This window comes from Ferrimonas balearica, from assembly GCF_019802085.1.
In the GTDB taxonomy this organism is placed as follows: Bacteria; Pseudomonadota; Gammaproteobacteria; order Enterobacterales; family Shewanellaceae; genus Ferrimonas; species Ferrimonas balearica_B.
Genome location: NZ_JAHVHV010000002.1, coordinates 416,521 through 440,365 on the forward strand (window position 1 = coordinate 416,521; position 23,845 = coordinate 440,365).

The following is a 23,845-nucleotide window of genomic DNA, read 5'->3' on the forward strand; positions in this document are numbered from 1 at the left end:
AATGCGCGAATGTGGGTTGAACGAAGCCCATTCGCACACGACAATGGTTCCTGCAGTAACGCTGTTACTAATTCATATACCTGCCTTTTTTTCGACCAAGGAGACGGTCATGACCCTGTTCCGTGCCTTCGCGGCTTCCGCCCTGATTATGGCGGCGCCCGCTTTTTCCGCCGACCTCGTCGATGCCACCAACCCCTCTGAAATCATGAACCTGGCCCGGGGCTTCGGCTCTGCCAGCCTGGATACCGATGGGGAAGGGGATCCCATGATCGTCGGTCGCATCAACGGCACCCGCTACGTCATCTACTTCTACGGCTGTGATGATGGCCGTCGTTGCCGCGAGATCCAGTTCAACGCTGCCTGGGGTGGCACCGGCGTGACCCTGACCGACATCAACGAGTGGAACGAGACCACCCGTTACGGCAAGGCCTACCTGGACGGCGACGGCGATCCGAACATCGAGTTCACCGTCAACCTGCACAAGGGCGTCAGCCGCGACAACCTGGAAGACACCATCGACTGGTGGAAGGTGGCGATGGAAACCTTCGAAGACAACATGCTCTAAACCGCAGGCTTGTCACCACAACGGGGCCCTCGGGCCCCGTTTCGCTTTCTGGCGCTGGGTCACTGAGCCGTCTACCTTTTTCTGCAGGAACCGACGGAGAGAAACACCATGACCATAAGACCCACGCTGGCCCTGATGCTACTGATTGGTGCAGGCCTGGCCCTGCCGGCCCAGGCCAAGGAGGAGGGGGCCCCGGATGAGAAGGTGAAGCTGCCGCCGCGGATGGTGGAAGCCTGCAAGGGGTTCAAGTCCGGCGACGCCTGCACCATCATCGGCCCCACCGGCATCGAAACCGGCGGCCACTGCCAGAAGCACCAGACCACCCGGGAGCTGTTCTGCCAGCCCGAGGGGATGCCGGAAAACGTCATCCTCGGTGAAGAGGTGCCGGAGGATCCCCGCTAGCGTCCCAGGGGCTGTGTCAGCTGGCCCCGGTGGGCCGCGTCACGCCGTGCCCCCTCGGGGCCGTATTCCCGCTCCAGCCAGAGAAAGCGCCCCGCCCTGTCCAGGCGCAGAGCGGTGCTGCTGCGCGTGCCGTAGTGGTCGCTCTGGATAAAGATGGGGGCCAGGGCCCGCTCCCACTCCCAGCCGATCCCCGTATCCGGCAGCGCCGCGTCCGCCGGCTGCCAGGGATCCGCCAGGGCCTCGGCCAGGCTCGCCAGCGGGCCGTCTACTCCCCGGGCCAGGGCGTCGGTCAGGCGCACCACCTTGGGCCAGGGGGTGTTGAGACGGGCGTTGCTGAGCCCGTAGCGCCCCGGTGCCAGGGTCTGCACCTCGTCCTCCAGATTGGCGTAGTAGCAGAGCCGGTCGCCCCGGGCCAGCAGCAGGTTGAAGGGGCCGTAGGCGTCCCGGCGCGACCGAATGCCTTCCTGGTAGGCCTCCACCGCCATGCCGCCAGCGAGAAAATCGGTGACCAGCTCGCCCCGGGAGCGGGCCCCCCGGGGCGCGGCGGGATCCCGCACGTTGGTGACCGCCGCCAGGGCCCCGTCCTGGCTGAGTCCCAGCCAGCTGCCCCCCGCCTCCAGATCCTTACCGGCCCAGAACCCCTGGGGCCACCACTGCACCCCCTCAGCAGGGCGGGCATAGAACTCGTCGCGGTTGGCCAGCAGCGTCAATGGACAGTCGCTGCCCGGTCGCCACTCCAGGGCGATGATGCACATCGCTCAGACCACCGCTTCGGCCAACTGGCCGGCCAGCACCGCCCGGATCGCGTCGGGGATCACCGTCTTGCGGCCCCGGTCGATGGCCACCATCACCACCTCGGCCTCGCCCAGAGTGGCGAGGGTCTGTTGTCGGTGGCTGAAGACGCCGTAGGTCATGGTGAAGCGGTCCTCCCCCAGGGTGGCGATCCGGGCCCCGACGCTCAGACGGTCGGGGTAGGTCACGGGGCGGCGAAAGCGGGCCCGGGTTTCGCTGAGCACCGGGGCGATCCCCCGCTGCTGCAGTTGGGCCATCAGGTCCAGGCGGTCGAAGAAGTGGAGACGGGCGGTCTCGAAGTAACGGAAGTAGACGGCATTGTTGACGTGCTGCAGGGCGTCCATCTCCCCCCAGGCCACCGGGATTTCCACCTGGATGGGGTAGTCGCGCGTAAAGGCGTCCATATTTAAACACTCGTTTGGATTCGAGGTTCTGAAGTTAGCAGCGGGAGGCGGTGTCGACAAGAGGGGCCCGGCGCCTGACGGCACCGGGCAGGGAATTCAGGGCATTTCACTCCAGCCGCTGTCCATGATGATGCCGCTCATGTGGCGCAAACGATGGCCACAGCGCTGACACTGGTACTCGTGCTCACTGAAGCCGCCGTCCACGGTACTGGCTTCGTTGTGGGCAAACTCCTGGAGCTGCTCGTGGGGGTGATCCGGCTGCTGTTGCAGCAGGGCCTGACACTCGGTGCAGAGGGGTTGGGTCATGGTGCCTCCCAGAAACGGTGGTCCTGGGAGACAGTATAGGCGCCCGCTAAGGGCGCCGTGTTTATTTGTTTTTCAGACGGTTGCGTGCCGCCTGGCGGACCCGGAGCTGGCGCTCTGCGGCGAATTGATCGTCGGAGCGGTTGGTGCGGCCGCGGCGGTCGCGAAACGCCGGCTTGTGGTGCAGCTTGTCCAGCAGCGCCTCCCGGTTGGTCACCTCGTAGCCGGGCTGCTCAACCCGGCGCACCCGCTGGCCAATCAGCTTCTCGATCTGCACCGCGGTCAGCTCATCCTCGCGCCCCACCAGGGAGACGGCGTGGCCCTGCAGGCCGGCCCGACCGGTGCGGCCGATGCGGTGGACGTAGTCCTCCGCCAAGAAGGGCAGGTCGAAGTTGACCACGTGGGGCAGGCCCTGGATGTCCAGCCCGCGGGCCGCCACGTCGGTGGCCACCAGCACCCGCAGCTTGCCCTCCTTGAACTCCTTCAGCGCCCGACGGCGGTTGCCCTGGCTGCGGTCACCGTGGCACACCCCGGTGGCCAGGCCATCGGCGTTGAGCTCCTCGGCGATGGCGTCGGCGTGCTCCTTGTAGTTGACGAACACCAGCACCTGTTGCCAGTTCTTGCGGCCAATCAGCTCCGACAGCAGTTCGGTCTTGCGGGACTCGTCCACCGGGTAAAACACGTGGGCCACGGTCTCCGCGGTGCGGTTGTCCTCCCCCACGGCCACCAGCTTGGGCTTGTTCAGCAGTTCGCTGGCCAGCTGTTTCATCTTCGGCGGGTAGGTGGCGGAGAACAGCAGGGTCTGGTGGGGCAGTTTGATCTGGGCGCGGATCCGCTGGATGTCGCCGATAAAGCCCATGTCCAGCATGCGATCCGCCTCGTCCAGCACCAGGAACTCCACCTTGGCCAGGCTCACCTGGTGGGTCTCCACCAGCTCCTGCAGCCGACCCGGGGTGGCCACCAGCAGATCGACCCCCGGCTCCAGGGCCCGGGCCTGGCCGGCCATCTTCACCCCGCCGTAGGCCACGGCACAGGTCAGGGGCAGGAACTGGCTGTAGTGGGTGATGTTGTCCGAGACCTGCTGGGCCAGCTCCCGGGTGGGGGCCAGCACCAGGGCGCGGATGTGGCGCCGGGCCCGGGGGCTGGGATCATCCAGCATCCGCTGCAGTATGGGCAGGGCGAAGGCGGCGGTTTTGCCGGTGCCGGTCTGGGCGTTGGCCAGGATGTCGTGGCCCTTGCGGGCCAGGGGGATCGCCTTGCTCTGGATCGGCGTCATCTTGCTGTAGCCGCCAAGCTCGAGGGCACGGACAATCTCTGGGGCGAAGCCCTGGGAGGCGAAACTCATGGTAATGACCTAAGGGGCAGAAAAATCTACCGGGATTATAAAGGATCGCGGAGGCAAAAGATATCCACAGTCAAAACAAGAACTTACGTTTCCGAAGGGATGGCGGGGGCCATATACGGACGAACCCAATTTCGGGTCTAAAATTTAGAATGTTTGTGTATATTGTTGTTGCGTGATTGTTGATGCTAAAAAAGTTTGGCAGTGGTTTGGTTTTTTGAACTCTGTCACACTTTCTCTCCCCCTCGCACTTCGAGAGAGCCCCTCTCGGTCCGTTCCGACATGAACTTCCCGTAGACCTGAGAGAGCATCTCGAGCGATGTATGGCCCATCTGATCCATTAGCCAGAAGAGATTGCAGCCCTCGGTGATGTGGTGACTGGCGTATGTGTGCCTGATTGTGTAGGCGCGACGGTAGCGAACCCCCGAGGCTTCGATGACCTTCTTCCACCAGACCTTAGAGAAGCGACCGGGGTCGTGATACGGAGCTCCCTGTCGGTTAAGGAAGACGTATTCTCCGAGTAAGAAGGAGTATGCCTTCTGCCGTTTAAGGAGTTCGCAAGCTCTAGGCGTGAGGTCAATCGTTCTCCGACTCTTCTTAGTCTTGACGGTTTCCCGCTCGACGCCGTTACAGGTTCGAGCTCTCCGGATGTGGATCTGTTTCCGGTTCAGGTCGACGCAATCCCATTTGAGGCCGATTAACTCCGAGGTCCGAACGCCTACCTCGAACCAGAACTCGATCACCAGTCCCGCCCTTTCGTCCAAGGAAAAAGCGGCCTCGACGATGTCGTCTCTCTCCGACCTGGTGAACGGATCGCACTCCTTTTCCTCGTAGTCGGTACGGATGTATCGGTTAGGCCTAACCGACCGGGCCGGGTTGGCGTTGATGACGTCGGCGAGTACGGCTTCATCGAGTGCCGCCCTCAGAAAACGGAACTGACCTCTAATGACTGAGGCAGCTTGGTTCGAAGACATGATCCATTCGGCGATGTCGCTGGCCTTGAGCCGCTCTAGGGGGATGCGGTCAATCAGCCCGAACTTGGTGAGCCATCGCTCATAGCTGGCGACGGTGTTTGGTGACAATCCTCGGCGCTCGTTCATCTTCTGGTACTCGACCAGCCATGTCCGAATGTTGTGAGGGGTTCGAGAACGAGTAAACTCGTCAATCTTCGAGCCTTTTGGAAAGGTTCTTGCGTAGTCGAATGTATTAGTGAAAATCTGATGCTTGATGCTCTGGACGAGTTGTCCAGCCGCTCTAATGTCGCGGCGACTGTCCGGGTCGAGTCCTTCGACTTTCTCTCTAAAGGCCCTGCCGTTAAGGGAGAAACGGACGTAAATCGCTTCCTTGCCGCTCGCATAGGTTCTAATCATGACGCCGGGTGGCATCCCTTCCTGTTTCTTGTTCCTCATGTTTCCTCCAAGAAAAAGCCCCTTGCGGGGCTTATTAAATCACGATGGGTGATTCCTGACCCATTCGGTAACCGCTTCAACGTCGATCCATTTCTCCTTGAAGCCGGGGATCGTGTAAAAATGCGTTCCCCTTACCCAGTACCCGCGCTGGATGCGCTTCTTAACGGCGTCCCTGGTGTCTCCGGTCAATTCGAGGTACTTCGTCAACAAGACGCAGCCGCTTCGCTCCATTAGTTCTGACCCTAGCCGGTGGCGTTAGCCTGAGCTCGGAACGCCTCGTCTCGGTACTGGCGCTGGTCAGCCATGCCGCCCGGTGATCCGGAATACTGATGCTGTCGCGGCTGCTGGTTGGCCTGTTGTGCCAGAGCTCCGGGGATAGGTGCATAGCCCCAGATCTCGTTTTTGCCATCCTTCAGGGTGACCTGAGCGAGACATACGGTGTTTTGAAGCTCAGCCATGTTGCGAGAGTTCGGCTTCCCGATAGCTTGCAGCAAGCCAGAGAGCTCCTTTCGCCCGATCTCTTGAGCCTGTTCGGACTGGTGCCAGATGTTCATGTTGTGCCAAAGCTTACGACCCTTGAACTGACCGTCGGTTACCTGAAGCTCAACGATGCAAAGCTTGCCGGTGCGCTTCTGGTTGTCTTCCATCCGAGCGCCGGTAATCAGAACCGGGTACTCGCCTCGAGGGAGGGGAGAGAAGTTGTTCTCGCTTGGCTGGTACTGACTGGGGTCAAATCCAAAATCCATCTTTATTCCTTACTGCTGGTTAAAGGCGTTCTCGAATGCCGCCCATTCGAGGGGGAGTTCTGCCGGGAGGTTGTAACGGTTTTTCGCGAGGTACGCCGGTTCGCCGTGAGTCAGCATGACGCGCTGTCCGGTGGAGACGCCTCGGGCAATCTTCTTGTTGAACCCTGCGTCGTCTTGGACGATGACAAGCTTCTTCGTCGCGAACAAAACGCAGTCGACCCATTCTTGGGCAAGTTCGGAAGCTCGCTTATGAAGCTTGATCTGATGTCGGTCGTAGGGCTCGGACATCGGGTCGTTAACCTGACGAACCTCATCGTGTGCAAGGTAGATGATCCCCATATGCCGCTCGTTGCGAAGGGCATCGATCGCGGAGAGGAACTCGCGCCAAACCTCGGAGGCCGATACATAGCCCTTCCCGTATCCGGGGGACTCGATGTCCTGCCAGCCGTGGCGGCGGCAAGTCTCGGCCCAAATCAGGGGCTCAATGTGGTCAAGGGAGTCGATTACAACCGTTTGGAAGTGGTGGTCGCCTCGCAACAGGGAATCTGCCGCCGACATTAAGTCGGAGAACGACTTCACCAGGGGGAAAGCATTCACGCTCAAGGACCCAGCACCATCCTCGGAGAAGATGAAAACGGGATCTGGGGCATATGCGCCGAAGGTCGTCTTACCGATTCCAGCCCCGCCATACAGGATGATTCGGGGTGGTCGCAGGATCTTAGTTACTGCGATACACGAAAGGTCGAAGCCCATGCGAAAGCCTCCATGATTTGCTTTAAATCAGGAGTCTATGATCGATGATTGTCCCCGTCTATGGGGTAAATGTTGGTAATTACGCTAGTGCGGCGCGGGGAGTCATGCCTCTGATGTGTCCCGTCGACGTACCCGCCGCTCCGTTGTTGCTTTTCGTGAGCTAAATGTTCCTTTCCACTATCTTTCAGCCCCTATAGAATTTGTCACAGAAGTTTGAACTGAGTCACATCAAGTCCGGTTGTGGACTTCAACAAATCATCGGTCATAACGAGCATATGGCTCACCTTTTCTTTGTGGTTTATGTCCAAGACATCCGCAAAGTCTTTCCCAAAGCCGTAAGCGAAATCTCTTCCGTCTATTTGCCCATATATAACAACGACCTGGTTGTCTGGAATGTAGCTTAATTCGATGGGCTTTCTGTAGATGGTGAATCGGCCTTTGGCATGGAGTCCGGCGCTCACGAAGAGAACCTCTCTACGAGTCTCTTTGAAGACGAACATCTTCCCGGCCTCGAACCATGCCTCGAACCCATTTTCTCTAGCAATGTCGGGGAGCTCTTCGATTACTCTATCGAGAACCTTTTTATCTAGGTCTTTGATTAAGGCTGAGAAGTAATCGGCTTTCTTCTGGTGAGCTAGTTCGTTCTCGCGCATCGTCTTATAGCTCAATCTGCGGGGGTCGGCGTCGGCTGGGTCTTCCTTCCAGTCGGGCGACTTTGGGGCGTCATACTTGCACAGATCGTCGACATTTACGCCCATTGACAAAGCAATGCGACGAGCGGTTTTTTGCGAAATTGGATATGTCGGAGCAGAACCAATACAACGCGATAACGTACCGGCAGATAATCCCGTCATCTTCGCCAATCCTTTAACGGTAATTTGATTTTCATCCATCCATGTGCGGATTTTGTCGCAGATAGCTTGCTGTCTTTCGTCATGTTGGTAAGCAGACATATTAACCCTTAACTACAGATAACAGTTTCGCGCCCCTGCGGGGCCAGAATAGAGACTACAAGGGGACTGGGCGCGAAATCAAGAACATAGCGATACAAGCTTAGAACCAAAAGTGCATCAAAAGATTGTTCGTTATGGTTGTGGTTTTCGTCACGCTGAGCATACGATGATTGCCCGTAATTGCCTCAAGGCATCAAAATGTTTGCTGACCGTCTCACGGACTTTCTCGAAAGGGGATTTACGCCCATCCCGCTTAACCCGGCTGTCGCGGGACCTCACGAACTCCCGGTTCGTGAGCGCCGAAAGAAGATGGGGGACGATTATCGGGACCTGACCCATATTGAACTGGCCGAGGCGGTTGCGGGTTTCCCTAAGAAGCCAGCTATCCCAACTTGGCGGGAGTTGCAGAGCCGAGACGTCTCGGACCAAGAGTTCGAAGACTGGTGCGAGCGGTTCCCCAGTGAGACGAATATCGGGCTGGTGACCGGGAAGACGTTCATCGTGATTGATGCGGATTCCGAAGAGGCGGTTCACTTCGTCGAGACGGAGCTCTCTCACACCCCGGTTCGGGTATCGACGTCTCAGGGGATGCATTTCTATTACACGAAGCCCGACTTCGACATCCGGAATTCTGTTGGCCGGAACAAGATCGACATCCGGGGGACTGGGGGATACGTCGTCGCGGCTGGCTCGGTTCATTCCTCGGGCGTCATTTACGAGTGGTCGGCGCTCTGCCCTGACCCGCATCACTCCGACATGGGCGAGATCACCCTCGCCGACGTTGCCGCGATCAAGGCTTACAACCGGGGCGAGGATGCTCCGGCAGTCGACATTGTCCCTCTCGAGGAAGGGGGGTTCGGCTTCGACCCGACCGCATACGAGCCGATTCAGAACTTGCCCTTCGAGGTTCCTCAGGAGGGTTCGAGGAACAACGATTATGCTCGCCTAGCGGGTTCTCTGTTGGCTCGAGGCTATCCCGAGGATCTTGCTTGGACGTTACTTCGCGGGGTTCTGGCGTTTGCTCACGAGGCCGGCGATGACTTCCCCGAAGCTGAGCTCGTACAGGTCTTCGAGAGTATCCGCGAGACTCACCGGAGGAATAACCCAACGTGGGAGCCTCGCCCCATCGAGGAACCGCTCGAGCTAGGGCTCGATGACCCGAAGTGGCGTTCGAAGCTGATCGTCGATTGGGACGACGAGCCGGAAGTCATCGACATGATCGTCGACGGGATGATTCAGGGGGCGAGCCTCGGCTCTATCTTCGGACCGCCTAAGTCGATGAAGACCTATCTCGCCGTCAACCTAGCCGCTCATGTCGCCACTGGAACGCCCTGGTACGGGCAGAAGGTGAAGCGTTGCCGGGTGATGATTGTCTGTGGTGAGGGTGTCGCCGGTATTAAGAACCGTCTCCGCGCTGCTGGCCGGATGCTCAACCAGCGGTTGCAGGGTCCGGTTGTTCTGATGCCCTACGCGCTGAAGCCGAACTCCATCGACGGGATGTCTCGGGTTATCTCTGAGCTCGTGAACCTCGAGAGGTCCGGTGACCCGGTCGGGTTGATCATCTGGGATACGCTCGCCCGAACCATGGAAGGCTCGGAGAACGATGCTACGGACATGAATTCGTATATCGCGGCGATGGACTCCCTCCGTGAGCGGTTCGGCGTAACGAACCTCGTCATCCACCACACCCCGAAGACCAGCGACGGAAATCCGACGCCCCGAGGGCATGGTTCATTCCATGCTGCGTTGGACTTCGGCTTGTTCGTGAAAAAGGTCCAAGAAGATGATCGGCCTCGGCTGACCATCAATGGCGACGGATTCTGTAAGGAGTTCGAAGCCCCCAACAAGACCCTGACCTTTGAGTCTGTCCGATTGCGCGAAGCCATCGACGACCAGCCCGAGGTATGGACCTTGGCGAACCGCGAGTCTCTGCTCCCTGTCTTCCCTGGTGGTGACGTTCCGAAGTCGAGCCGGAAGATGAAGACCAAGCACGACGCCATGACCGGGTTCGTCGAAGTTATGCAGATGAAGGGGCTCGGAGACGTCGTCGACTGGCCGGATCTGAAAGAGCATGTGAAGGACCGATTCGCCGTTGGGGACAGCAACGCAAACCGGGCAATGCGTCTGATCCCCGAGGGGGCAAGCATGAGCGAGCGGGTGTTCGTCGGGGGGAAATTCTATCGAGTTTGGAGGGAAAAAGCGGGGGGGTCGACGTCGACCAGCCGTGTATGTTTTTCAGCCGGATAGTGCAAAAAATGTTCGGCCGAGAGTTCGGTTAGAAGGGGTGTTTTCGATGGTTAAAAGGTTCGGTTAGAGATTTTTAACCAAACCCCTTAACCAAGCTCAAACCCGCATGGGGACTGGATTTCGTCTGTTTGGTTAGACATCGATGAGAAAGCCTTCGGGTAATCTTCGGTTACGAAATCAAGAAACCCAGTAAGAATGCGGCTTCCAGCTTGGTTAACTCTCAGCGGTTTAGGGTGGGGGAATGACCCCCCCCCTAAAGGGGGGGGTCATCCCCCCTTGACCACTGACCTTTGATCAAGGAGTACAAGGTTAAAAAATGGGCAAGTTGAGCAGGACGAAAGGAGCGGTCGCCGAGCGCGAATTCGCGGGTGAGTTTTACGCTTGGACCGGAATCAAGCTTCGCCGGAAGTTGGATCAGTATCAGTTCGCGGGAGGGTTCGATCTGGAACCTGAGCCTAACCAACCTGACGAAGCCATCGCGCTAGTTCACCATCTGGCGATTGAGTGCAAGCGGTATCAACGGGTGACCGATGGGCTTGTCGCTGGGTGGTGGTCGGAGACGCGAGAACAAGCCATCAAGGTCGGAAAGGTTCCGGTCCTTGCTTACCGGGGTGACCGGATGGCTTGGCGGGTGATGGTGTCGGCTAAGGCGCTCCCTAGTACCCAACACCTGACCGGTAACTTCGTTATGACCGTCGAAGACTTCGGCTCACTGGTACGGGAGGGAATGATTCAATGATCGATGCACAGTCCAAAGCGGAGCGCCGACACAACGCCAGCCTGATCACCCCGCCCCCTCCGACGTCCATCTCCATCGGTCGGGCGTCTTCGCTCTGCCGGGAGTGGGGGCATTGGGCTCGAGAACGGGACTCTCGGGATTTCCCTAGCGCGGCGAACTTCTACAAGTCGATGAAAGAGGCCGAACTCGAACCGCTGCCGGAGATGATTTATCGCTTCTCTGAGCTCGAGTTCATGACCGTTGATCGGCTGCTGGCCCAACTGGCAAACGACGACCGGTTCAGGCATCACGCGAGGGTGGTATTCGCCGTCAGCTTCATGGGGTTGTCGTTCCGTAAGTGTGCGCCCATGTTCGAGGTTTCCCATAACTCGGTAGCGATCACCTATCGCGAAGCCGTCGCCCTGGTGGCTGGAATGTTCTCGATTAAGTACGCCGTCATTTACTCCGAATATCGGGAGAATTTGTGACGCTCGTCACAGACGCGCTATTGACCCCTCTGGGTAATTACACGAACCTCTAAATCCAGATAGGCTGCGAAAAGTTCAGCCGGAACGGATTCCAGATCAAATCTGTATTACTTGCGACCCCTAGGCCCCTGTGGCTCAGGGGTTTTTTTATTGGGGGTTCAAAAATGGACTATCGGGGCGTTGCGACTGGTGTCGCGATTGGTCTGGTTTTGGCCGGGGTCGGCTACATCGGCCAGCTTGGGGAGAATCAGCGGAAGACAGCCGAGGCCCTGACCGGGGTCGATATTCTCTTGGTCGAAGCGACTCGCCATCTAGCTAGACTCGACGTCAAGCTCGAGAAGCATGGGGACCGCCTTAATCGCAAGTCCGAGATCCTGTCAGCCATGGAGGCGAGGGTCGACAACTTAGAGCGAGAGAGGCTGTGATATGAACCGCCAACTGTCCCGTAACTTCCTGTCGAGCGAATTCCGCTGCAAGTGCAAAAATCCAGACTGCGACGGCAAGGTAATCAGCCCGAGCCATCGTCTCGTTTCCGTTCTCCAAACCATTCGAGATGACCTAGGCCCGGTGATTATCGTCTCCGGTATCCGATGCCAACAGCACAACGAACGGGTCGGAGGTTCGAGCGGTTCAAAGCACCTATTCGGAATCGCGGCGGATATCCGATGCCAACACGTTAAGGCATCAAAGCTGGCGACGTACCTCAAAAGTCGCTTCCCGAATAAGTACGGCATCGCCTACAACGCCAGCGGCGGGACCGTTCACATCGACGTTCGCAGCCGGTCGGCGCGTTGGTCTTACTGACTTCCCATTTAGGCTCTGAATTTGGAGCCATCACGGACAAGCCTCCCATCTGGGGGGCTTTTTTTGGCCCAATGAAAGTAATCGTAATCTGCGAAAACTCTGGAACGGAGCGCATGGATTCACCCTTACGAGTTTGGCGACGATGCATCGAAGCGAACCGGGTTATGGCTTAAGGGGTTGCCGAAGCTCGTCCCCAGCCCCGAAGACTTTGTCCCCCCTCGATGGGTCAGGGGTAAGCCTCGATGGGCAAACCAAACTGACTCGGGTCAGAACCGCTTGCCCCCGAGCGCCGACCGGGCGCTTCTGAGGGCAAAGACATACAATGGCATCGCTGACGCGATGGCTAACCAATGGAATCAACCGCCTCACGGCGGTTTTTTTGTGCCTGGTGATTGAATGATTCATGTCGTGTCGTTTTCAGGAGGCCGAACTTCGGCCTACCTTGTCAGCCTGTTAGAAGAGAAGCGGAAGTCCGAGGGTTGGGATGTCCGTTATATGTTCATGGATACCGGTGCGGAACATCCAAGAACTTATGAGTTCATCCGGAAGGTCGTCGACCACTTCGGGATTGAGCTCCACTGCTTGAAGACTCACTTCCCCGACAAGCTCGGCAAGGGTCCGGTCCCAGAGAAGCTCAGCATCGACGAGATTGGTTGGGACCTGTCGACCTGGCGCTCCATGATTTACAAGCACTCGACCCCCTTCAATCCCGGAGGGGGTTTCTGTACTGAGCGGCTGAAAACGGAAATCGCTCGGAAGTACATCCGGCAGAACTGGGGCAAAGAGATCACGCAATGGATTGGCATCCGCGCTGACGAGCCTCGCCGACTCAAGGAGAAGCCGGGGTTCCGATACCTCGCCGAGCTCTCCGACTTCGAGAAACAAGATGTCTTGGACTGGTGGTCTGAGATGCCCTTCGACTTAGAGCTCGAGGAACATCTCGGTAACTGCGTCTTCTGCATCAAGAAGAATCCCCCGAAGGTTGCGCTCGCGATGCGAGACGAGCCAGAGCTCGCCGAGGAATGGTCGAGCATGTTCGAAGAGGGCGGCGTTCGGGACTTGGGGCGCAAGTTCCCCAAAGAGCAAATCTATCGCTGGCACTTCACGCCGAGGAAGTTGCTCGAGACATTCGCCGAATTCCCTCGAGACGAGCTCATGGGTCGGGTCCGGAGAACGAGGTATCTCTCGGGCGGCTGCTCTGAGTCCTGCGAGGCATTTATCTCTGACGACTGAGGAACAAACATGAAGTTTCGCCAATACACCAAGGTTCTACACGTTCACGCCTGCAAGATGCAGTGGGGTGACTTCTGCATTCTTCGAGGATTGCCCGAGCCCGGTGATCGCCCATACGACGCCCCCGGTTTCTGCATCAAGCAGGGCGAGGGGGAGGAAGGTTCTATCGGTTGGTTGCCAGCCGAGCAATTCGAAGAGGAGTTTCTTCATGTGGACTAAGGTACTTCGCCCGTTCGTGATTCGGCTCGGCTCTGAGGCACTGGCTCAGATGTTGATTTTCATCGCCGAGCAACTTCAACGCCGGGACGACAACCCGGTTGACCTCGACGACGTTCACAAGGCGGCTGACATCGCCTTCAAGGTGACAAAGCGCATTTAACGAAGGGAGCGCCGGAAGTGTTAAAGCAAATCAAAGTAACCCTCGACGCCTTCGAGGTGAACGGACAGCGATTATCCTCCGGCACTTTTCAAGCGCATTTATCCGCGCCTGATTACGACGCCGCCGAGGGCGTCATTATCCCTTGTTCCATCGAGGCACCAATTCAGGCTGACGGGACCGCAGAGCTCCACCTATGGCCGAACACCATGGGGAATAACGATACGACTTACACGTTCTCGATTCGGGGTGGCTGTCAGTCGGTATCGTTTTCGAAGGTGCAGGTCCCTGACAGCCTGGGGGACACGGTAAAGCTCCGCGAACTATTGCCGTTGCAGCCCCAGAACCCGAACGTCGCATTCATCACCGACGCGCCGCAGGACGGTTCCCAGTATGCCCGGCAGGATGGCGGTTGGTCTGTGGTGACTGGTGGTGGCGGTGGCATAGGAGAGGCCCCAAACGATGGCGAGTATTACGCTAGGCATAACCAGCAATGGCAGAAGTTTGACCCGCTCGGAGAGGCCCCCATCGACTCTCAGAAGTACGCTCGAGAGGATGGGACTTGGGTGGTAGTACGTGAGGGTGTCCAAGAAGCTCCGGTCGACACCAACCTATATGCTCGGCATAACGGGCAGTGGGAGCCCTTTCATCCCTTCGAGGATGCACCGGCAGACCAGAAGCCATATGGCCGGAAGAATGGCGATTGGTCTGTCTTGGACTTTGTCGGCCATCCGCCCAACGAAGATAAGGTCTACAACTATCACGGACAGGGTCACGGCTGGTCCGAGGCAATGAACGCTAAGCATGTTGGGTTCAGCTATTACGCAGACCCCGACGATCAGGTCATCGCTGCCGGAGCGCCAGCGGTCATAACCATCGATACGACCAACGGGCAGCAAATCAACGGACAGCCGACCAGCGATCACCCTGTCGTGTCCAACCTGTTCAATGAAACTACGAACATGATGGAGTTCGCTGGTGACTCTGAACAGATGTGGATCTTGCACTTCGATTGCGAGGTTCAGCTAGGCGGGAACAACTCTTGCGCCATCTGGTTCGAGTGGTCCGACTCGACGAACTTCTCTAACCCGCTGGTCATGGACGAAGACGACTCTGTTCGGTTCAAGACTCGGCCTCAGACGTTACCGACGACCCTCTCTATTGAGACGACCTTCTTCGAGACGAAAGGGCTTCCGCCTAGCTTCGTCCGTGTCGTTTGCTATGGCGAGGGGAACGTTACCCTCCGGAATAAGCGGATCAAGATGGTGCGTCTCTGGTAAGGGGTGGCGATGATTAAGGGTGTTAAGGAGCTCCAAAAGGGATTCGATCGGGTTAACCGGGATGCGACGATTGCCGCGCTGACCGCAAACGACAAGGTCGTAAGGGAAGCCCGGAAGGAGATTGTTGATGCTGCAAATCGGCGCTTCAGCGGAGGGACTACGCCATACGTGAAGCGGGGGATTCGGTTCCGCACTTCACGTATGAGGGATAATCTATATACGTCAGAGGTCGGGGTTCTTGGACATAACAGTTCCCCGAACGTCGAAAGTATCATGATGGGCCGGGTGTCTGGTGGTGACCGTTTTCGCGGGATGTCGAAAGGTGAGTCGCTGCTCCGTCGAGAAGGGATTATCGGAGCCAACGACCGAATCATTCCCGCGCGAGATGTTCGGCTCAACAAGTTCGGCGCTCTTAACGGAATGTGGGTTAAGCGTAGGCTCGAATCCGCGATTCCATGGCTCAAGCAGGGCAAGCGGCCCTCGGGACGAAGCCAAATCGCTAGGACCTTCCTAGTGCCTTCAATTGGGGTAAAGCCTCGACAGGTTCGCCATTTAGATCCGGGGCTATGGCACCGGGGCTCGGATGGGGCTCTCGAGCCTCTGCTTTTGTTTCTCCCGGTGAAGGCTGACAGTACGAAGATCGACATCCACCAGATAGCCGCGGAAATGATGCGAAAGCACTACGACAAAGAGTTTTCTCGGGTCTATAACAAGCGAATAAAGAAGTAGTGAAGCTGGTCACATAGGGGACATGGCGGGTACACCAGAGGGAAAGAAGGGTTCATAATGCAGCATTGCAAACATTTCCCCTTTGGATGGAACAATGAGACTCAAACTTTCCGCGCTTCTTCTTGTCGTCGCCTCTACCGCTAATGCCGGTGAAGCCTTCCCGAATGAGTTCGAGAACCCAACCCTAACTAATGTTGAATGGGAGCTAATGGGTCGCTGCGCTGCCCTTGCTGGTGAATTCGAACACGCTCTCGACTTGCGAAATGTCCACGAACAATTTTGGGGGCATCATAACCTGATGCGGTCCGAGAACTCGTTAGCAGCCTTGTATCACGGGCAGGGCATCGGGTTCATCCATGGCAAGGCGACCAGCTACGACACAGAGGCAAAGCGGATTATGGCTATGGAAGGGCTGTGGCAAGAATATAGCTGCGGAAGTCGCATAGCATTGAACCGATGGAACGCGCCCCGATAAGGGGCGTTTTCATTGGCGGATATTGTTCGACGCTCGTCACAAACGGGGACAAAGGGGGTACACAAGGGGGACAGCTAGGGGCATACTCGCAACCAACAAACACGAACAAACATTTAATGTTGCGAGGAAGCATGAAAAAGAAAGTTGCTGCCGCGCTTATGGTTTCGACTCTTTCAGGCTGTGTGATGACTCAAATGGAGCCTCGTTGGGTTCAGACCGAGTCTTACGCCTCAGAGTTTGACGGAAGTTCTTGGACGCGATTCCGCAACCCTGGTGCGTACACTCCGCAACTGGGTGGCGGGTATGAGTACACTCGCATCGCGGTCGTTAACGGCGAATACGTTCAAATTCACCTGACCCGAGCCGGTGAGTACGAAACGATCGAGCGCCTTGCTTACCGGATTGGCGATACCGTTATCGAGGCTAAGCCTCTGGGGATTACAGAACTGAGCTCCGTAACTGGCGTTAGCCGCAGTTCAACCCGTCGGTTTGGCTTGTCCTGCGACGACTTCATCGACGTAGTTGACGCCGGGACAGACATCGTCGGTCGCGTGACCAATTTGCGTGGTAACTCTCGCGACTTGCGTCATCGCGAAAATGCGATGTTCCTGCTCGAAGTAGCGGTCCAAGCCTGTCAGGCGCAGCAATAACGAACCCCCAGCTAACAGTGAATTCAAAATGAATACAAAAATCTCCCTTGTCTCTTTGCTCGTTCTCGGCCTCTCCGCTTGTGGTGGCTCTAGCTCCGATGCGCCGACTATTCCGCAGGAGCCGAACATTCCTGATAACGAGGTTACGCCGCCTAATCTTCCCCCGGTGGTCAATAACTGCATGGTTGATGAAGGTGCTCCTTACCCCCGGATTTGTGAAATAGGCGACAAGGTCGGCGAGTTGCTGTCCAAGGATGGCTATTGGCATGATATTTGGAGCTATCCGAAGCAAGATGGCGACCTTTATGGAACGGCGCGAATCGACATGGGAATCCATGGCGAATTTGGCTATGCGAAGCAAACCTCGTTCCTCTCTAGTCCGACTGGCGAAGAAATCATTTTCGATTCCGATATCCTGATGCGAGCCTATGAGGATTGGGCTTGCAATATGCGCGATTGCGAATTTTTTGCCTTCAATTCCGACGGAGAGGTAATCGGCGATGCGCTCGTTCGGACTCTTTTCCTTAATGAAGAGATCGCGAAAGAGGCCGAAAAAGGCGAGATCAAAGTCGCGGCTTTCGTCGACGGGCAAGAAATCGCGCATGATATTGTGCCTTTTGTTCCCGCCGAACAGTATGCGATGAAGGCATTCCTCGAGCTCGAGGGAAAGGAGTCGCATAGAGACGCCATTTTTGCGGTCCTGAAGGAAGCTGGCGCTCCCCTTACTCGCAATCTGTTTGATTCCGCGATTTATGATGTGCGCCTAGCTGTGCATGGGTCTGGTGAGGGGGCAATTTTTAGCCTCTATGGATTCCATATGGACGCTGATTACATCCTGCCCACAATCGATAATCCTGAGGTCTATGTATCCAATGGGCGCACATATGTCACAGGCGGTGATTACGGGGTGCCTGTCTCTGTATACGATAAGGATGGCAACTCCTATCCGCTGGGAGAGATACCCTTCGATGATGTGCGCGATGTATGGGTGTCGTTTGGCTCTGAATATCACCATATGCCCGAGGCCTCTCGTGAAGCATATGCATTCTTTGAGTGGGCAATGAGCCACAAGTAGCACCACACAGAGAACGAACAAGCCCCGCCAATGTGCGGGGTTTTTTGTGCCCGTCCCCCCCATGGAGGGGGGGGAGGGGGGATGGCTCTAATGCCTTGTCAAGACGTTTCGCGGGTCCTTCGCAATGAAAACACTGCGGGTATCGCTCGGCTCGGGATTTCGCTATTTACCAAAATTTCATGAGTTCGGTGATTGATGTATGTCCATCCCAAAATTCGTCACTCAACAGGAGTTAGCCGACTTTCTAGGGTGTGGGATAGCCACGATCCAGCGTAAGCAGCGATCCGGCATCCTGCCTAAGTCTCGGACGAAGATCGGCGTTCCATTTTCCGAAGCTGTTACTGCATTCTACGCGGAGAAATTCGAGAACCAGAGTCGCCGGGATGACCGGCCATCCCTCGAAGATGAAGTCGGGACTTCGCTAGAGGCCGAAAAGCTCCGGCTTACGTCGGCGCAAGCCGACGCCCAAGAACTTAAGAATGAGCAGACTCGGAGGGACGTCGTCCCCTACGCCTTCCTCACTTTCGTTCTCGCCAACGTCTCGCCCGAGGTTGGCTCAATCCTAAAAACCCTACCGCTGAACATGCGGCGACTACATCCAGAAATCCCCGAGCCTGCGATGGCGACTCTCGACCGCGAGGTCGCTAGAGCGGCCAACACGATCAGCCGGGTCGACGAACGCCTCGAGGATCGAATCATTGATTACATCAGGGACAATCCAGCTTAGTCGAGTACGAGAGGCAATCCGCGAAGGGATGCTCGCGGTTGAGCTCCCTCTTCCGATGACCGCCTCGGAGTGGGCAGACGAGAATTATTACCTGAGCGCCGAATCGACATACCTCGAGGGGCGATGGAAAACCCTCTGTTGGCAAGTCGCCATTCTCAACGCGATGGGCAACGACTCGATTGACGTCGTCAACCTGGTGAAGTCGGCGCGGGTTGGATATACCCAGATGATCAAAGCGGCTTGCGCTTACATGGTGGCAAGCAAACAACGCAATCAGATGATACTTCAGCCGACGGACGGAGCCGCCGACGACTTCATGAAGTCTCATGTCGACACCATGATTCGAGACGTCCCGGCAGTACGAACGCTGTCGCCCTGGTACGGCAAGAAGCATCCCGACAACACTCTCAACGCGAAGAAGTTCAGCAACCGTCGCCAACTCTGGTGTCTGGGTGGCGCGACGGCAAAGAACTATCGCGAAAAGTCCTTGGACACCATCGTTTATGACGAGCTCGCGGCGTTTGCGCCAGATGTCGAAAAGGAAGGTTCGCCGACGTTCCTCGGGGATAAGCGTCTCGAGGGTTCGGTCTTCCGCAAGTCGATTCGAGGGTCAACCCCGAAGGTTCGAGGCGAGTGCCAAATCGAGCGAGCGGCTTCCGAGTCTGGGATGGTCCTTCGCTACTGGGTGCCCTGCCCTCACTGCGGGGAGCATCAAGCTCTGAAATGGGGCGGTAAAGACGCCGACCATGGGATCAAGTGGGAAGACGGCGAGCCTGATACCGCCGCTTATCTCTGTGAACATTGCGGCGCTCTGGGGAGCTATGCCCAATGGATTCCCCTGTTCAAAGAGGGCTACTGGCTAGACGACAAAGCCAATGTGAGAACGGTCGACGGAATCGACTGGTTCACCAGGGAGCTAGAGCCGATTAAGGCACCGCTCGCAGTGACGTTCCATATCTGGACGGCGTATTCGTCGTTCACCAGTTGGACCCGCATCGTTCAAGAGTGGACGAACTGTCGCGGGGATCTCGGCAAGCTCAAGACCTTCGTTAATACCACGCTGGGCGAATCGTGGCAGGAAGAAGGCGAGCGCATAGACTCGAACGACCTCTATCGACGTCGCGAGCATTACGAAGCCGAGGTCCCCGCTGGGGCAGTGGTACTCACCTGTTCCGTCGATACGCAAGACGACCGTCTCGAGGCCGAAGTTCGAGCATGGGGTGAAGGCTTCGAATCATGGGCTGTCGACTTCCGAGTGTTCCGAGGCGACCCAGGACGCCCCGAGCTATGGAACCAACTGGATTCATTTCTTCTTGGACAATACGAGCATTCCTCGGGGGCGAAGCTCCCAATCAACTGCACCGTAATCGACTCGGGCGGTCACTTTACCCAACAGGTTTATGACTTCGTGAAGCCTCGCGAGGGTCGTCGAGTATTCGCGATTAAGGGTCTGGGTGGCTCCGGTAAGCCCATCATCTCTCGCCCATCTCGAGCCAACAAAGGGCGGGTGAACCTGTTCTCGATTGGTGTCGATACGGCGAAGGAGCTCGTTACCGCGAGGATGAAGATCCTCGAACCGGGGCCGGGCTATTGCCATTGGCCGGTTAGCGAGAAGTTCGATATCGAGTTCTTCGAGCAGCTAGCAGCCGAAGAGCGCCGAACTCGATACATCAAGGGGCGACCGGTTCAGGAGTGGCACCAAGTCCGAAAGCGTAACGAGGCATTCGATCTTTCCGTCTACAACACGGCGGCGGTGATGATCCTCGACCCTGATTTCCAATCCATTCGGGAGAGTCTCTCTCCGGAGTCCGAAGAGAAACAGCGGAGCGAACCAGCCTTCGCCATGAAATTGACGGGGTTCTAATGCTGACACCTGAACAACACAACCGGCTTGAGTGGCTGAACAAGGCGCTCGAGGCGATAGATAACGCGCTACTCGGGATCCTGAGCTCTGGCTTCAAGACCATGCAGCTTAACGGAAGGGCGGCGACATCCTATTCGCCCGGTGAACTGAGCCAGTATCGCCGGGAGCTCGCTGCGGAAAGGCTTCAGCTTTTGAAGATTGACGCTGGCGAGATTGATGGCGAATCGGCGACTGACGAAGTGAGGGTAATCTTATGAACGTGTCACCAGTCGCCAACGGTATTCAGGCGACAATAGGCGGGAAACGCATGTTTGAGGCGGCTAGCAATGGCCGCCTTTTTGCTTCTTGGGATTCAGCTAACTACACGATTGCGCAAGTCATTCGCCGGGACCTAACTGTTCTGCGAGCTCGCTCTCGACGCGAAGTCATGAACAACGACTATGCGAAGCGGATGGTTCAGCTAGTCCGAAACAACGTCGTCGGCGAGGCCGGGTTTCGGCTTCACTCCCTGACCGGTAGCGCAACCGGCAAGCCGAACAAGGCCGCTCGCGCATCCATCGAACGAAACTTCAAAGCCTGGTGTCGCCCTGGTAACTGCGTACTCGATACGACCCAATCGATGATCGACCTTCAGTTACAGGTCGTCGGATTGCTCGTAACGGACGGCGAGGCTTTCGTCTACGAAACCTCAGACTCCGAGGGATACAAGGTTCAGCTAATCGACCCGGTGTTAATCGATGTCGACTACAACGAGCCAACGAAGAACATCAGGTTCGGTATTGAGTACAACGACAACGGTCGCCCGGTGGCGTACTGGATGACCGAGTCGTACAAGGATACGTCCGAGTTCGGTTACGTCGCCGGGGTCGCAACGCCTCGCATCCGTCTCGATGCTAGCCATGTTCGGCACATCTTCATTCGAGAGTTCGTCGGACAGGAGCGAGGGATCCCATGGCTCGCGACCTCGTTAACGAGGCTTCACAACCTCTCGAAGTTCGAGGATGCGGCGTTAATCGCTGGCCGAATCGGTGCCTCGAAGCTCGGCTTCTTCCATAGCGAGACGGGCGGTCAGTTCAAGGGTAACCAATCGACCGGCACCATCACCGCCGAGCCGGGCACCTTTCAAAACATCGGGAACATGCAGTTCACCGCCTTTGACCCTGCATACCCCGGCGAGATGTACGACCCATTCGTGTCCCGCGCACTGAAGGGCGTCTCGTCTGGGATGAATGTCGATTATCACTCGATTGGTAACGACATGAGCTCGGTTAACTATTCCTCGGCTCGAGTCGCGATGCTCGAGACTCGCGAGTATTGGAAGACCATCCAGAGACTCTTGATTGAGCACCTCATGACTCCCGTCTTCGAGGCATGGCTCTATGACCGCATGGCAAACGAGGGAATCGTCGGGGTTCCCCCGTCCAAGGATTTCAGTCGGACATGCCTTCATGAGTTCGTCGGTCGACGATGGGAATGGGTCGACCCGCTCAAGGAAGTTCAGGCGAAGCAAAAAGCCGTAGAGCTCGGAATCACTTCCTTCTCCGCGATCATCATGGAGCAGGGTCAAGACCCCGAAGAGGTCTACGAACAACGCCGCATGGATCGCGAGCTAGCCGAGGAATACGGCGAAACATCCCCAACCCCGCAGGAGTACGCACCAGATGACGAATCTGAGCAGACTCCGAGCGGAGACTCACCGCCGCAATCTGACGATTGATAACCAGACCATCATCGAAGAAGCGCGAACCGTAGAGGTCGCGTTTTCTTCCGAGATGGTCGTCGAGCGTTGGTTCGGCGGCGAACTCCTAACTCACTCCCCTGATTCCGTTGACCTGTCTCGCTTGAGCGATGGCGGGGCTGTGCTCATGCAGCACAACCACGACCGGATCATCGGAGTGATTGAGGAAGTTCGCATCGACCCGGACAAGGTCGGTCGAGCGCGTCTCCGTATCGGAAGGAACAGCGAAGCCGCCGAGGCTTGGCAAGACATCCAAGACGGGATCCTCCGTCACATCTCAGTTGGATATGAAATCCGCGATTACGACGTCGAGGAACGGGACGCAGATTCCCCCCTTGTGCGCGTAACTGACTGGGCACCTTACGAAGTCTCCTTCGTCTCGGTCCCGGCAGACCCCTCCGTCGGCATTGGCCGAGCTCAGGACACCCCGTCCGAAAAAACATTTGAGAAGGAAATTGCATCAATGAGCAAAGAAATTGAAAAGACCGCCGAGGAAATCCTCGAAGCGGAACGCTCTCGGGTGTCCGAGATTCGTACCATCGGCGCGGATGCTGGCATCGGTGACGACGCCATTCGAGCAGCACAAGACAACGGCGTGACCGTCGAAGTCTTCCGAAAGCAAGCTTCCGAGTTTGCCATCGCCGAGGCTAAGCGCCTGCGCGAAGAGGCTCAAAAGGCCGAGGAAAAGAAAGCCGAAGAGGCGAAGCGCAATGTCGGCGCTCCGGCTGTAGTGCGCGGCACTGGTGAAGCGAAGCCCGAGGAATTCTCCCTGGTGCGCTCCATTCTGGCAGACGTTAGCAAGGATTGGAGCGAGGCCGGATTTGAGCGCGAGATGATTCAGGAGTTCAAGCGCCAGCATGGTCCCGGCTCCCATGGCGGCATCATCGTTCCGATGGACATGATCTTCGCTCGTAACACGACTACCACCAATGCCGGTGGTATCGGCGAAAACCTCCGTCCGGATATGTGGATCGACACCCTCCGCGCCCAAACCGTTATGGGTCGTCTGGGTGCCAACTTCATGACCGGTCTGGTCGAAAACGTGAAGATCCCGAAGAAGACCGGCAACTCCACCATCGGCTTTGTAGCCGAGGGCTCGCCGGTAACCGAGAGCACCGTTCCGCTTGGTGCCGTGACCCTGTCTCCGAAGCACTTGGGCGGCAGTGTTCCGATCACCTTCGAACTTCTGCGCCAGCAGCTTCCCGCCGCTGAAGCCTTCGTTCGTCAGGATATGTCTCAGTCTATGGCTCTGGCTATCGACGCCGCTGCCATCTCTGGCTCTGGTGCGAGCAACCAGCCGACCGGCATCTTGAGCCAGTCTGGCGTTCAAACTTTGACTGTTGCCGACGCCACCAACGCGCATATGACTTGGGAAGAGATCGTCGCAATGGAGGGCAAGCTCGGTGACGCCGATGCGCTCATGGGCTCTCTGGCGTACCTGACGACTCCCGGTCATGTGTCTGCCCTGAAGACCAAGAAGAAGGACGACGGCTCCGGAATCTTCGTTGCGATGGGCGACTCCAACAACGCCAGCACCAACGGTTATCCGCTGCTTGGTTCTACTCAGATCGCCGCGAAGGAAACCATCTTCGGCAACTTTAACGACGTTCTGATTGGCTTTTGGGGCGCGGTTGAAATCGTTCCTCTGCGTGACCCTTCGACCGGCGGCATCGACCTCGGCATCCATCAGATGATGGACGTTGCAGTTCGTCACCCCGAGTCCTTCGTAAAAGCGGTTACCGCCTAATTGAATGGGGGCTTCGGCCCCCTCT

Annotated in this window: 27 protein-coding genes; 19 read left to right on the forward strand and 8 right to left on the reverse strand. The window is 57.3% G+C overall.

The annotated features are described in order from the left end of the window. Window positions 1-109 precede the first annotated feature (109 nt). On the forward strand, window positions 110-565 hold the full coding sequence (locus tag KUV81_RS10210; protein ID WP_222543763.1) for a YbjN domain-containing protein: 456 nt from the start codon (window positions 110-112) through the stop codon (window positions 563-565). A gap of 108 nt (window positions 566-673) precedes the next feature. Next, a complete protein-coding gene (locus KUV81_RS10215; protein WP_222543764.1) occupies window positions 674-967 on the forward strand; it encodes a hypothetical protein in 294 nt (97 codons plus the stop codon). Here the strand turns inward: KUV81_RS10215 and KUV81_RS10220 are convergent. The 8 genes from KUV81_RS10220 to KUV81_RS10255 form a co-directional block, all read right to left on the reverse strand. Continuing rightward, window positions 964-1,722: an NRDE family protein gene (locus KUV81_RS10220; RefSeq protein WP_222543765.1), complete on the reverse strand. Its 759-nt coding sequence runs from the start codon at window positions 1,720-1,722 to the stop codon at window positions 964-966. The genes KUV81_RS10215 and KUV81_RS10220 overlap by 4 nt on opposite strands. A gap of 3 nt (window positions 1,723-1,725) precedes the next feature. Then, a complete protein-coding gene (locus tag KUV81_RS10225; protein WP_222543766.1) occupies window positions 1,726-2,163 on the reverse strand; it encodes an acyl-CoA thioesterase in 438 nt (145 codons plus the stop codon). Window positions 2,164-2,259: 96 nt separating this feature from the next. Next, complete coding sequence (locus tag KUV81_RS10230) at window positions 2,260-2,469, reverse strand: hypothetical protein (RefSeq protein WP_222543767.1); 210 nt, start codon at window positions 2,467-2,469, stop codon at window positions 2,260-2,262. 61 nt (window positions 2,470-2,530) lie between these two features. After that, entirely contained in the window at window positions 2,531-3,811 is a 1,281-nt protein-coding gene (locus tag KUV81_RS10235) for a DEAD/DEAH box helicase (RefSeq protein ID WP_222543768.1), read from the reverse strand. A gap of 224 nt (window positions 3,812-4,035) precedes the next feature. Then, window positions 4,036-5,217, reverse strand: a complete 1,182-nt coding sequence (locus tag KUV81_RS10240; RefSeq protein ID WP_222543769.1) for a site-specific integrase — start codon at window positions 5,215-5,217, stop codon at window positions 4,036-4,038. Window positions 5,218-5,459: 242 nt separating this feature from the next. Beyond that, entirely contained in the window at window positions 5,460-5,963 is a 504-nt protein-coding gene (locus KUV81_RS10245) for a DUF669 domain-containing protein (protein ID WP_222543770.1), read from the reverse strand. A gap of 9 nt (window positions 5,964-5,972) precedes the next feature. Further along, on the reverse strand, window positions 5,973-6,716 hold the full coding sequence (locus KUV81_RS10250) for an ATP-binding protein (RefSeq protein ID WP_222543771.1): 744 nt from the start codon (window positions 6,714-6,716) through the stop codon (window positions 5,973-5,975). 203 nt (window positions 6,717-6,919) lie between these two features. Continuing rightward, complete coding sequence (locus KUV81_RS10255) at window positions 6,920-7,669, reverse strand: helix-turn-helix domain-containing protein (protein WP_222543772.1); 750 nt, start codon at window positions 7,667-7,669, stop codon at window positions 6,920-6,922. Window positions 7,670-7,867: 198 nt separating this feature from the next. Here KUV81_RS10255 and KUV81_RS10260 point away from each other — a divergent pair, with 198 nt between their 5' ends. The 17 genes from KUV81_RS10260 (at window position 7,868) to KUV81_RS10340 (ending at window position 23,820) form a co-directional block, all read left to right on the forward strand. Further along, window positions 7,868-9,916: an AAA family ATPase gene (locus KUV81_RS10260; RefSeq protein ID WP_222543773.1), complete on the forward strand. Its 2,049-nt coding sequence runs from the start codon at window positions 7,868-7,870 to the stop codon at window positions 9,914-9,916. Window positions 9,917-10,232: 316 nt separating this feature from the next. Beyond that, window positions 10,233-10,655 carry a hypothetical protein gene (locus tag KUV81_RS10265; RefSeq protein WP_222543774.1) on the forward strand — a complete coding sequence of 141 codons (423 nt, stop codon included), beginning with the start codon at window positions 10,233-10,235 and terminating at the stop codon, window positions 10,653-10,655. Beyond that, entirely contained in the window at window positions 10,652-11,122 is a 471-nt protein-coding gene (locus KUV81_RS10270) for a hypothetical protein (protein ID WP_222543775.1), read from the forward strand. Before KUV81_RS10265 ends, KUV81_RS10270 begins: the two co-directional genes overlap by 4 nt. A 426-nt stretch (window positions 11,123-11,548) precedes the next feature. Beyond that, window positions 11,549-11,926, forward strand: coding sequence for a D-Ala-D-Ala carboxypeptidase family metallohydrolase (locus tag KUV81_RS10275; protein ID WP_222543776.1), 378 nt, complete (start codon window positions 11,549-11,551; stop codon window positions 11,924-11,926). 396 nt (window positions 11,927-12,322) lie between these two features. After that, window positions 12,323-13,159, forward strand: a complete 837-nt coding sequence (locus tag KUV81_RS10280) for a phosphoadenosine phosphosulfate reductase family protein (protein WP_222543777.1) — start codon at window positions 12,323-12,325, stop codon at window positions 13,157-13,159. A gap of 9 nt (window positions 13,160-13,168) precedes the next feature. Next, on the forward strand, window positions 13,169-13,378 hold the full coding sequence (locus KUV81_RS10285) for a hypothetical protein (RefSeq protein WP_222543778.1): 210 nt from the start codon (window positions 13,169-13,171) through the stop codon (window positions 13,376-13,378). Further along, window positions 13,368-13,538: a hypothetical protein gene (locus KUV81_RS10290; protein WP_222543779.1), complete on the forward strand. Its 171-nt coding sequence runs from the start codon at window positions 13,368-13,370 to the stop codon at window positions 13,536-13,538. The genes KUV81_RS10285 and KUV81_RS10290 overlap by 11 nt, the downstream gene beginning before the upstream one ends. Window positions 13,539-13,555: 17 nt before the next feature. Beyond that, the gene (locus KUV81_RS10295) at window positions 13,556-14,815 is read left to right on the forward strand and encodes a hypothetical protein (protein ID WP_222543780.1); all 1,260 of its coding nucleotides are present in this window, start codon (window positions 13,556-13,558) and stop codon (window positions 14,813-14,815) included. 9 nt (window positions 14,816-14,824) lie between these two features. Continuing rightward, window positions 14,825-15,544 (forward strand): hypothetical protein, encoded by a 720-nt coding sequence (locus tag KUV81_RS10300; protein ID WP_222543781.1) that lies wholly within the window; start codon window positions 14,825-14,827, stop codon window positions 15,542-15,544. A gap of 94 nt (window positions 15,545-15,638) precedes the next feature. Then, entirely contained in the window at window positions 15,639-16,019 is a 381-nt protein-coding gene (locus tag KUV81_RS10305; protein WP_222543782.1) for a hypothetical protein, read from the forward strand. A 131-nt stretch (window positions 16,020-16,150) separates the two neighbouring features. Beyond that, window positions 16,151-16,669, forward strand: coding sequence for a hypothetical protein (locus tag KUV81_RS10310; protein ID WP_222543783.1), 519 nt, complete (start codon window positions 16,151-16,153; stop codon window positions 16,667-16,669). Window positions 16,670-16,697: 28 nt separating this feature from the next. Beyond that, entirely contained in the window at window positions 16,698-17,744 is a 1,047-nt protein-coding gene (locus KUV81_RS10315) for a hypothetical protein (protein WP_222543784.1), read from the forward strand. Window positions 17,745-17,943: 199 nt separating this feature from the next. Continuing rightward, window positions 17,944-18,471, forward strand: a complete 528-nt coding sequence (locus tag KUV81_RS10320; RefSeq protein WP_222543785.1) for a terminase small subunit — start codon at window positions 17,944-17,946, stop codon at window positions 18,469-18,471. Between the two features lie 55 nt (window positions 18,472-18,526). Further along, entirely contained in the window at window positions 18,527-20,335 is a 1,809-nt protein-coding gene (locus tag KUV81_RS10325; protein ID WP_222543786.1) for a phage terminase large subunit family protein, read from the forward strand. Continuing rightward, window positions 20,335-20,592: a hypothetical protein gene (locus KUV81_RS10330; protein WP_222543787.1), complete on the forward strand. Its 258-nt coding sequence runs from the start codon at window positions 20,335-20,337 to the stop codon at window positions 20,590-20,592. The genes KUV81_RS10325 and KUV81_RS10330 overlap by 1 nt, the downstream gene beginning before the upstream one ends. Window positions 20,593-20,642: 50 nt before the next feature. Next, window positions 20,643-22,052 carry a phage portal protein gene (locus KUV81_RS10335; protein ID WP_261389375.1) on the forward strand — a complete coding sequence of 470 codons (1,410 nt, stop codon included), beginning with the start codon at window positions 20,643-20,645 and terminating at the stop codon, window positions 22,050-22,052. After that, window positions 21,997-23,820 carry a phage major capsid protein gene (locus tag KUV81_RS10340; protein ID WP_222543789.1) on the forward strand — a complete coding sequence of 608 codons (1,824 nt, stop codon included), beginning with the start codon at window positions 21,997-21,999 and terminating at the stop codon, window positions 23,818-23,820. Before KUV81_RS10335 ends, KUV81_RS10340 begins: the two co-directional genes overlap by 56 nt. Window positions 23,821-23,845: the final 25 nt, after the last annotated feature.

Coding starts and splice junctions, on each gene's coding strand:
- KUV81_RS10210 (WP_222543763.1), top strand. CDS start 110: ATGACCCTGTTCCGTGCCTTCGCGGCTTCCGCCCTGATTATGGCGGCG.
- KUV81_RS10215 (WP_222543764.1), top strand. CDS start 674: ATGACCATAAGACCCACGCTGGCCCTGATGCTACTGATTGGTGCAGGC.
- KUV81_RS10220 (WP_222543765.1), bottom strand. CDS start 1,722: ATGTGCATCATCGCCCTGGAGTGGCGACCGGGCAGCGACTGTCCATTG.
- KUV81_RS10225 (WP_222543766.1), bottom strand. CDS start 2,163: ATGGACGCCTTTACGCGCGACTACCCCATCCAGGTGGAAATCCCGGTG.
- KUV81_RS10230 (WP_222543767.1), bottom strand. CDS start 2,469: ATGACCCAACCCCTCTGCACCGAGTGTCAGGCCCTGCTGCAACAGCAG.
- KUV81_RS10235 (WP_222543768.1), bottom strand. CDS start 3,811: ATGAGTTTCGCCTCCCAGGGCTTCGCCCCAGAGATTGTCCGTGCCCTC.
- KUV81_RS10240 (WP_222543769.1), bottom strand. CDS start 5,217: ATGAGGAACAAGAAACAGGAAGGGATGCCACCCGGCGTCATGATTAGA.
- KUV81_RS10245 (WP_222543770.1), bottom strand. CDS start 5,963: ATGGATTTTGGATTTGACCCCAGTCAGTACCAGCCAAGCGAGAACAAC.
- KUV81_RS10250 (WP_222543771.1), bottom strand. CDS start 6,716: ATGGGCTTCGACCTTTCGTGTATCGCAGTAACTAAGATCCTGCGACCA.
- KUV81_RS10255 (WP_222543772.1), bottom strand. CDS start 7,669: ATGTCTGCTTACCAACATGACGAAAGACAGCAAGCTATCTGCGACAAA.
- KUV81_RS10260 (WP_222543773.1), top strand. CDS start 7,868: ATGTTTGCTGACCGTCTCACGGACTTTCTCGAAAGGGGATTTACGCCC.
- KUV81_RS10265 (WP_222543774.1), top strand. CDS start 10,233: ATGGGCAAGTTGAGCAGGACGAAAGGAGCGGTCGCCGAGCGCGAATTC.
- KUV81_RS10270 (WP_222543775.1), top strand. CDS start 10,652: ATGATCGATGCACAGTCCAAAGCGGAGCGCCGACACAACGCCAGCCTG.
- KUV81_RS10275 (WP_222543776.1), top strand. CDS start 11,549: ATGAACCGCCAACTGTCCCGTAACTTCCTGTCGAGCGAATTCCGCTGC.
- KUV81_RS10280 (WP_222543777.1), top strand. CDS start 12,323: ATGATTCATGTCGTGTCGTTTTCAGGAGGCCGAACTTCGGCCTACCTT.
- KUV81_RS10285 (WP_222543778.1), top strand. CDS start 13,169: ATGAAGTTTCGCCAATACACCAAGGTTCTACACGTTCACGCCTGCAAG.
- KUV81_RS10290 (WP_222543779.1), top strand. CDS start 13,368: ATGTGGACTAAGGTACTTCGCCCGTTCGTGATTCGGCTCGGCTCTGAG.
- KUV81_RS10300 (WP_222543781.1), top strand. CDS start 14,825: ATGATTAAGGGTGTTAAGGAGCTCCAAAAGGGATTCGATCGGGTTAAC.
- KUV81_RS10305 (WP_222543782.1), top strand. CDS start 15,639: ATGAGACTCAAACTTTCCGCGCTTCTTCTTGTCGTCGCCTCTACCGCT.
- KUV81_RS10310 (WP_222543783.1), top strand. CDS start 16,151: ATGAAAAAGAAAGTTGCTGCCGCGCTTATGGTTTCGACTCTTTCAGGC.
- KUV81_RS10315 (WP_222543784.1), top strand. CDS start 16,698: ATGAATACAAAAATCTCCCTTGTCTCTTTGCTCGTTCTCGGCCTCTCC.
- KUV81_RS10320 (WP_222543785.1), top strand. CDS start 17,944: ATGTCCATCCCAAAATTCGTCACTCAACAGGAGTTAGCCGACTTTCTA.
- KUV81_RS10325 (WP_222543786.1), top strand. CDS start 18,527: ATGACCGCCTCGGAGTGGGCAGACGAGAATTATTACCTGAGCGCCGAA.
- KUV81_RS10330 (WP_222543787.1), top strand. CDS start 20,335: ATGCTGACACCTGAACAACACAACCGGCTTGAGTGGCTGAACAAGGCG.
- KUV81_RS10335 (WP_261389375.1), top strand. CDS start 20,643: ATGTTTGAGGCGGCTAGCAATGGCCGCCTTTTTGCTTCTTGGGATTCA.
- KUV81_RS10340 (WP_222543789.1), top strand. CDS start 21,997: ATGACGAATCTGAGCAGACTCCGAGCGGAGACTCACCGCCGCAATCTG.